This is a genomic window from Streptomyces sp. NPDC054765, assembly GCF_053612065.1.
The window spans coordinates 1-5,880 of record NZ_JBSHBP010000136.1; the positions used below are offsets into that span (position 1 = coordinate 1).

Annotated in this window: 5 protein-coding genes; 3 read left to right on the plus strand and 2 right to left on the minus strand. The window is 64.1% G+C overall.

The features are described from left to right. Nucleotides 1-671 precede the first annotated feature (671 nt). Both ACWGJY_RS37290 and ACWGJY_RS37295 read left to right on the plus strand, forming a co-directional pair. Nucleotides 672-1,514, plus strand: coding sequence for a thioesterase II family protein (locus ACWGJY_RS37290; RefSeq protein WP_453265340.1), 843 nt, complete (start codon nucleotides 672-674; stop codon nucleotides 1,512-1,514). A gap of 92 nt (nucleotides 1,515-1,606) precedes the next feature. Beyond that, entirely contained in the window at nucleotides 1,607-2,350 is a 744-nt protein-coding gene (locus ACWGJY_RS37295) for an alpha/beta fold hydrolase (protein ID WP_453265341.1), read from the plus strand. 53 nt (nucleotides 2,351-2,403) lie between these two features. Here the strand turns inward: ACWGJY_RS37295 and ACWGJY_RS37300 are convergent, their stop codons facing one another. Continuing rightward, nucleotides 2,404-3,600: an MFS transporter gene (locus tag ACWGJY_RS37300; protein ID WP_453265342.1), complete on the minus strand. Its 1,197-nt coding sequence runs from the start codon at nucleotides 3,598-3,600 to the stop codon at nucleotides 2,404-2,406. Nucleotides 3,601-3,864: 264 nt separating this feature from the next. On the opposite strand from ACWGJY_RS37300, the gene ACWGJY_RS37305 reads away from it, so the two are divergent. After that, nucleotides 3,865-5,583, plus strand: a complete 1,719-nt coding sequence (locus ACWGJY_RS37305; protein ID WP_453265343.1) for an AMP-binding protein — start codon at nucleotides 3,865-3,867, stop codon at nucleotides 5,581-5,583. A 65-nt stretch (nucleotides 5,584-5,648) separates the two neighbouring features. Here ACWGJY_RS37305 and ACWGJY_RS37310 read toward each other — a convergent pair. After that, nucleotides 5,649-5,880 (minus strand): transposase family protein (locus ACWGJY_RS37310; RefSeq protein ID WP_453265344.1); only part of this gene is annotated, 232 nt, incomplete at its 5' end.

The following is a 5,880-nucleotide window of genomic DNA, read 5'->3' on the forward strand; positions in this document are numbered from 1 at the left end:
GTGGTTGACACCCAGGTCCTTGGCCACCGACGCATACGTCCCGCCCGGACTGGCGTGGTACAGCGCGACGGCGTCCGCCCGGAACTCAAGCGAGTGCTTCGACGTCCCCAACGGGAACTCCTGTTCTTCGGATCCTCACGATCCAATGATCAGGGTGTCCACGATCAAGGGGTAACGCCCACCTGCGGGGTCCTGGCCCTGGCGGCCGGCTGCAGCAGCTCACCCGTCATCGGCAAGCATGGCACCAAGCTGGCAGCCTCCCGGACGGCAGCTCCCAGTTCCAGGGCCTCTTCGGGGGCCTCTCTCACCGACCTCAAGCCCATCCAGAGCCAACGGCTACGTCGCTACCTTCTGACCATGAACGACCTGGGACCGGGGTACACGCAGACCGAGACTCCCGACGGCAAGAAGGCCGCCGACCCGCACCGGTACGACGACATAGGCGTGAGCGGCTGCCTTCTGCGTCGACCGCGGGCACCACGACTCCGATCATCAAGAAGACATATCTGGACGACCGCTACAAGCCGCGGACGATCCGCCACAGCAACGTGGTGCTGCGTAGCTCCAGTGCCAAGGGGGTTCTTGGTCACCGCGGTCGTACCGGTGTCGGCCCGGGGAGTTGGCCTGAGGGACGGTAGACGCAGCGTTTGGGAAGCGGCAGGCTGTCACGAATGACGCAGACGAATCCGTTAGTAGGTCAGTCGAGTTTGCTCCGGGGCGCAGCTCACTGCGCTCGCCCAGTGGTAGATCCCAAGGTGCGGTTGTTCCTCTTCCATCACGTCGGGGGGTCCCGTGTCCTCTTCCATGGTTGGGACGATCGGTTCCCCACCGCGTGGGAGGTCTTCTCGGTCGACGCCCCTGGGCGGGGGAGGCTGCATGACGTGGCCCCACGAGACTCCGTCGGCGCGCTGGTGGAATTCCTCCGCAGCGAGTTGCTGCCCTTGATGGACAGGCCGTTTGCGCTATTTGGGCACAGTATGGGTGCTCTAGTTGCCTATGAACTCGTTCGTCAGATAGAGGCGGAGAAGGGCCCGCAGCCGGTTTGGCTAGGTATCTCGGCCTGTGACGTCAGCTCTAAGAGCGCCGCTGGTGGGTCTCGGGCCGACTTCTCGGATGAAGAGCTGCAGGCCTGGTTGGCCAGGGCTGGTGGCACACCGCTAGAGGTGGTGCGTCATCCGCTGACTTGGGGCACGCTCAGTCGACTTGTGCGCAGCGACCTTAGGGTGGTGGAGAGCTGGCGCCCGCAGGAGGGTGCCCAGCCAGTCTCCAGCGCACTGTCGGTGTTCGGCGGCCGGGCAGATGCCCTGGTAAGGCCAGAGCGGCTCATGGACTGGGCGCCGCTGACTCGAAGATTTCAGGGGCGGCATCTATACGACGGCGGACATTTTTATCTTCAGGGAAATACACAACCGGTCATTCGCCAGATAACGGACTCCGTGGCGGACGCACTCACTAATTTGTCGAACGAATCCACTTCATTCGCTTGCAGCAACTCGCTAGACTCGTTCAGGTAGAAGATCCAATTATCACTTGTTGGGGTGGTCGTGTGAAATCCGGGAACAGGCGAGTCTCTGTCCGCTGCGGAGACGTTAACTTACAGGTTACGGTGCGCGGCGACGGGCCGTTGATATTGGTGTTCCCCGGTGCGACGGGCATGCAAATTGGATACGCACCTCTTATTCGACTGTTGTCAGCACAGTACAGCGTCGCTGTTTACGACCGGCGTGGACACGGGCGTAGCGCCACCACGGAGCAGAATCCCATCGAAATCCGTCAACACGCCACCGATGCCGCGACGGTGGTGGATGAGCTAGAGATGGGGCCTGCCCACGTGGTGGGGAGCAGTGCTGGCGCGACCATCGGTCTCGAGATGTTGTCGCAATATCCGAACCGGGTGAACAAACTGGTATGCCACGAGCCGCCGCTTGCTCCGCTGCTTGACGACGGCGCGCGCTGGGTGCAGTGGTATGCGGACCTTGTCGATGTCAATGACAAGGTAGGAACCCGCGCGGCGTTTGACTATTTCTTCGCCCATTTGGCCTCCAACGGCCCGGGAGAGCAGGAACCGATCACTATTCCGGATTCACAGTGGCCGGAATGGGACCTCTATTTTCGGCGGGAGTTGGAACGGATCGTCGCCTATCGGCCCGAAGTCGAGGCACTCAAGGCGGTGCGGGAGCGGCTGCTTCCGGTCCTGGGCGCGGACAGTCGGCACCGCTGGCACGGACGCGCAGTGGCTTCCCTTTCCGAGCAGCTAGGCGTGGAGTCGCGCGAGGTGCCCGGGGGACATCTGGCCCCCGTCTACCAACCGCTCTCCTTCCAGGAGACGGTGGCCCAGCTCCTGAACTGAGCACTGCGCCGGGTCGGCCTGATATCCCTTGGCCGGCCCGGCAGTGGGCGCAGTCATGCACGAACGCGGGCAGTCGGCGGTACCGGAGTTGAGGGCTGCTTGGCACGCGTCTCGCGCAACGCGACCAAAGTCACCACCATCGCGACTGCGGTGACGGCGGCAGCGGTCGCGAAGGCAGCGCGGTAACCGAAATGCGCAGCGGCCACACCGCTCAGCGGGCCAGCCACCATGATGCCCAGGTCCCAAAAAGACGTCATGGTGCCCATGGAGACGCCCGGCTGCAGCGCCCCAGTGCGGTTGAGAGTGATGGCGCTGGTGGCCGGGTAGATCAGCCCCAGCCCGATGCCGGTGATCGCGGCGCCGAACAGTGCGGCGAGCTGAGTGGGCACGGTTGCGATGAGCAGCAACCCGGCGGCTTCGATGACGAGAACGATCCGAGCCACCGCGACCCCGCCGTATCGGTCGGCAAGGGGGCTGCCGCTCGCGCGGGTCACCAGGAAGGCCACTGCGAAAATAATCAAGCCGACGTCCTGGCCACCAATGTTCTCCCGCGAGAGATACAGCACCAGCAACGCGCTTAGCGCGCCATATCCATAAGCGGCAAGGCCCAGGCAGAAGCCGGGCAGACTCACCCCGCGCGGCACGATGTCCCGCAAGGTAGAGGGCCGCAATGAGCCAGTGGCCGCGGTCTGGGGCTGGCGTCGAGTGGCAGCGACGAGCACGGTGGACAACAGTGGCAGCACAATGACTACCGTCCAAACAGCAGTTGGCCCACCTGCATGGTGGAGCACCACGGCGATCAGTGGGCCGAGAGATAGCCCGCCCCACATCGATAGGCCGAACCAGCCCGCCACTCTGCCCCGCCGATTGGCTGGCGTTCCGGCCATCACCCAGGGCAGCCCGCCAGAGAAGAGTGCCGCCTCACCGACACCCATGAGCATGCGGCAGGCGACGAGACTGGGAATATTGGGGGCCAGTAGCTGGCCCACCGCGGCGACGGCGGTAATCACCCCGCCTGTCATGGAAACCGTGCGAGCCAGGCCGGCGTCGCCCGCACGACCAGCAAAGGGGCGAGTAAGCGCAGTGCCGGCAAAGGCGACTCCAACAGCCAAACCAGCTGCCGTGGGGCCACCATGGAATTTATCTACGACATATCCCGGCAGCTCTTGGAGCGTAGCCCCCAAGGCTAAATAGCCGAACAGTACAGCGCCCCATAGACGCCGGACCGGCGCCGCTTGTGAATCGGTCATCGCAGCAGCCTAGTGATCATTTTCAATGCCAAGCAAGTAAAATCTCGCCAAAACGATATCCGGCCGCTCGGTATGCATACTCGGTAGTCGCTTTTGGCTTATTCCACTGGGGCATTCCGGGCGGCGAGGGTGGATCAAGCCAACGTGATCGCTACCCCTGACCCCTGTGACGGATGTGGCCCTAGCCTCATGGATGGCACGGGGGAGCCCTTTGAGGGTGGTCGATCTCCTCTGCCTGCTGCTCGTAACAGCTGAAGGGGAGTCGTGTTACTCGACTGGTTATGCGAACCGCGCACAGACCGCGGTGTCCGGTTTCTGGCGAACAATGGCGAATGGCGTTTTCGTTCCTACGCCCAGTTAGCCCTCGACATACGCCGGATGGCGTATGAACTCCGCTCCGCGGGAGGCATCCCCGGAGATGTTGTGGCGATCGTCACGGGCGACCCGGAAGAATTCATCCCCGCATTCATGGGCGTACTCGCGGCGGGCATGGTGCCGTCCCCGCTCGCACCCCCATCCGCGTTCCGCGACCTCAGCCGCTACCAAGACCACCTGTCATCCGTGATTGCCGTGGCTCAACCCACCCTGGTGTGCGGCAATCGGACCTCCCAACCGCCGCTGGCCGCTGCTGCTGATCATGCCGGGACACCGGTCACGTTCGTCGACATCGCCCAGCCGGCGTCGATGGAGACGGGAGCAACCCAGGGCCCGTGGGCGGACCAAAGGGCGCCCCAAAGGGCCTTTGACGAAATCGCCTTGCTCCAGTTCACGTCCGGCTCCTCCGGATCTCCCAAGGCTGTACGTGTCTCATGGACGAACCTCATGGCCAATGTCGCAGCCATCCGTAGTTGGCTGCGCTGGTCGGAGCGCGATGTATTCGCCAACTGGCTCCCCCTTCACCACGACATGGGGCTCATCGGAGGCATGATCACGCCGATCGTGACTGGGACGGACCTCTGGCTGATGACACCGCGACAGTTCATCCGGCAGCCGCGTCGCTGGCTGGAGTGTTTCGGGCTTCACGGTGCCACCTTGACCACCGCGCCAAACTTCGGCTACGCCCATGTGGTGCGGAGGGTGGCCGCCAGAGACCTGACCGAGATGGATTTCTCCGGCTGGCGAGTGGCCATCCTCGGCGCAGAGCGCATCGACTCGGCCATCATCGCCGGATTCCACAAGCTGACTGGCCCACGCGGCTTTGCCCCAGAATCACTGATCGCCGCCTATGGCCTGGCCGAGAACACTCTGGTAGCCACCGGCACCCGACCAGGCGGCGGATCTCGTCTGGCGCACCTCAAGAGCACGGCACTGGCAGTCGGTGACCCGGTGACTGTGATCGAGCATGCAGTCCTCGGCACGGATACCGTCGAAGGCGGTGGCTGGCTGACCAGTTGCGGCCAGCCAGTTGACGGCACCGACTTGGCCGTTGTGGACGGCGAGGGCAATGAACTCCCACCCGGCACCTTCGGCGAGATCCGACTAACCGGGGACTCACTCGCCCGAGGCTACCTGTCGCAAGAGGGCACCGAGCCGTTCGGTCCTGAGGGGCTGCGCACCGGTGATGCCGGCTTCATGCTGGATAACGAGCTTTTCGTGGTCGGCCGGATCGCCGAAGCCATGAAGGTGCGCGGCGGCTTTGTACATGCCGAGGACATCGAGGCCGAACTGATTGCTCTGGATCGGTCGATCACCGCCAGCATCGCAGTGACATTCGGCAGTGCCGACGGAACCGAGCTCGCCGCGATCTTCGTCGAGGGAGAACTGCCACAGGGATGGGCTGAGACTGCGGCACAACGCCTGCGAGATCTCGCCCTGCCCTCCGTCGAAGTCCTCGTGCTGCAGGGGGGGCGGGGCGCCATCGCCCGGACCTCCAGTGGCAAACCGCGGCGCCGACTGATGTGGGGACAGCTGATCGCGCCCCCGGCCATGGAGGTCCCTAAATGGTCGCTTGCCTACCGCACGCCCCTGCTCACCCTGTCCTAAGGCTTGTCCCGCAAATGATCTCTGGCTGGGTGTGGATGTGGCCGGTGGGCAGTCCGGCCGCTTGCCTATACGGCGAGGTTGAGGTTGTGCAGGCGGGCGATGCCGAGCATGGCGTGGTGGACGCCATCGCCTTTGAGGCGGCAGTCGCGGAGGATCTTCCAGGTCTTCATGCGGGCGAAGGCGTGCTCGACGCGGGCGCGGACCTGCTTGTGGGACTTGTTGTGGGCTTGTTTCCAGTCGGGCAGTTCTTCGCCTTTGCGGCGGCGGTGGGGCATCACGAGTCCGGTGCCCGGATAG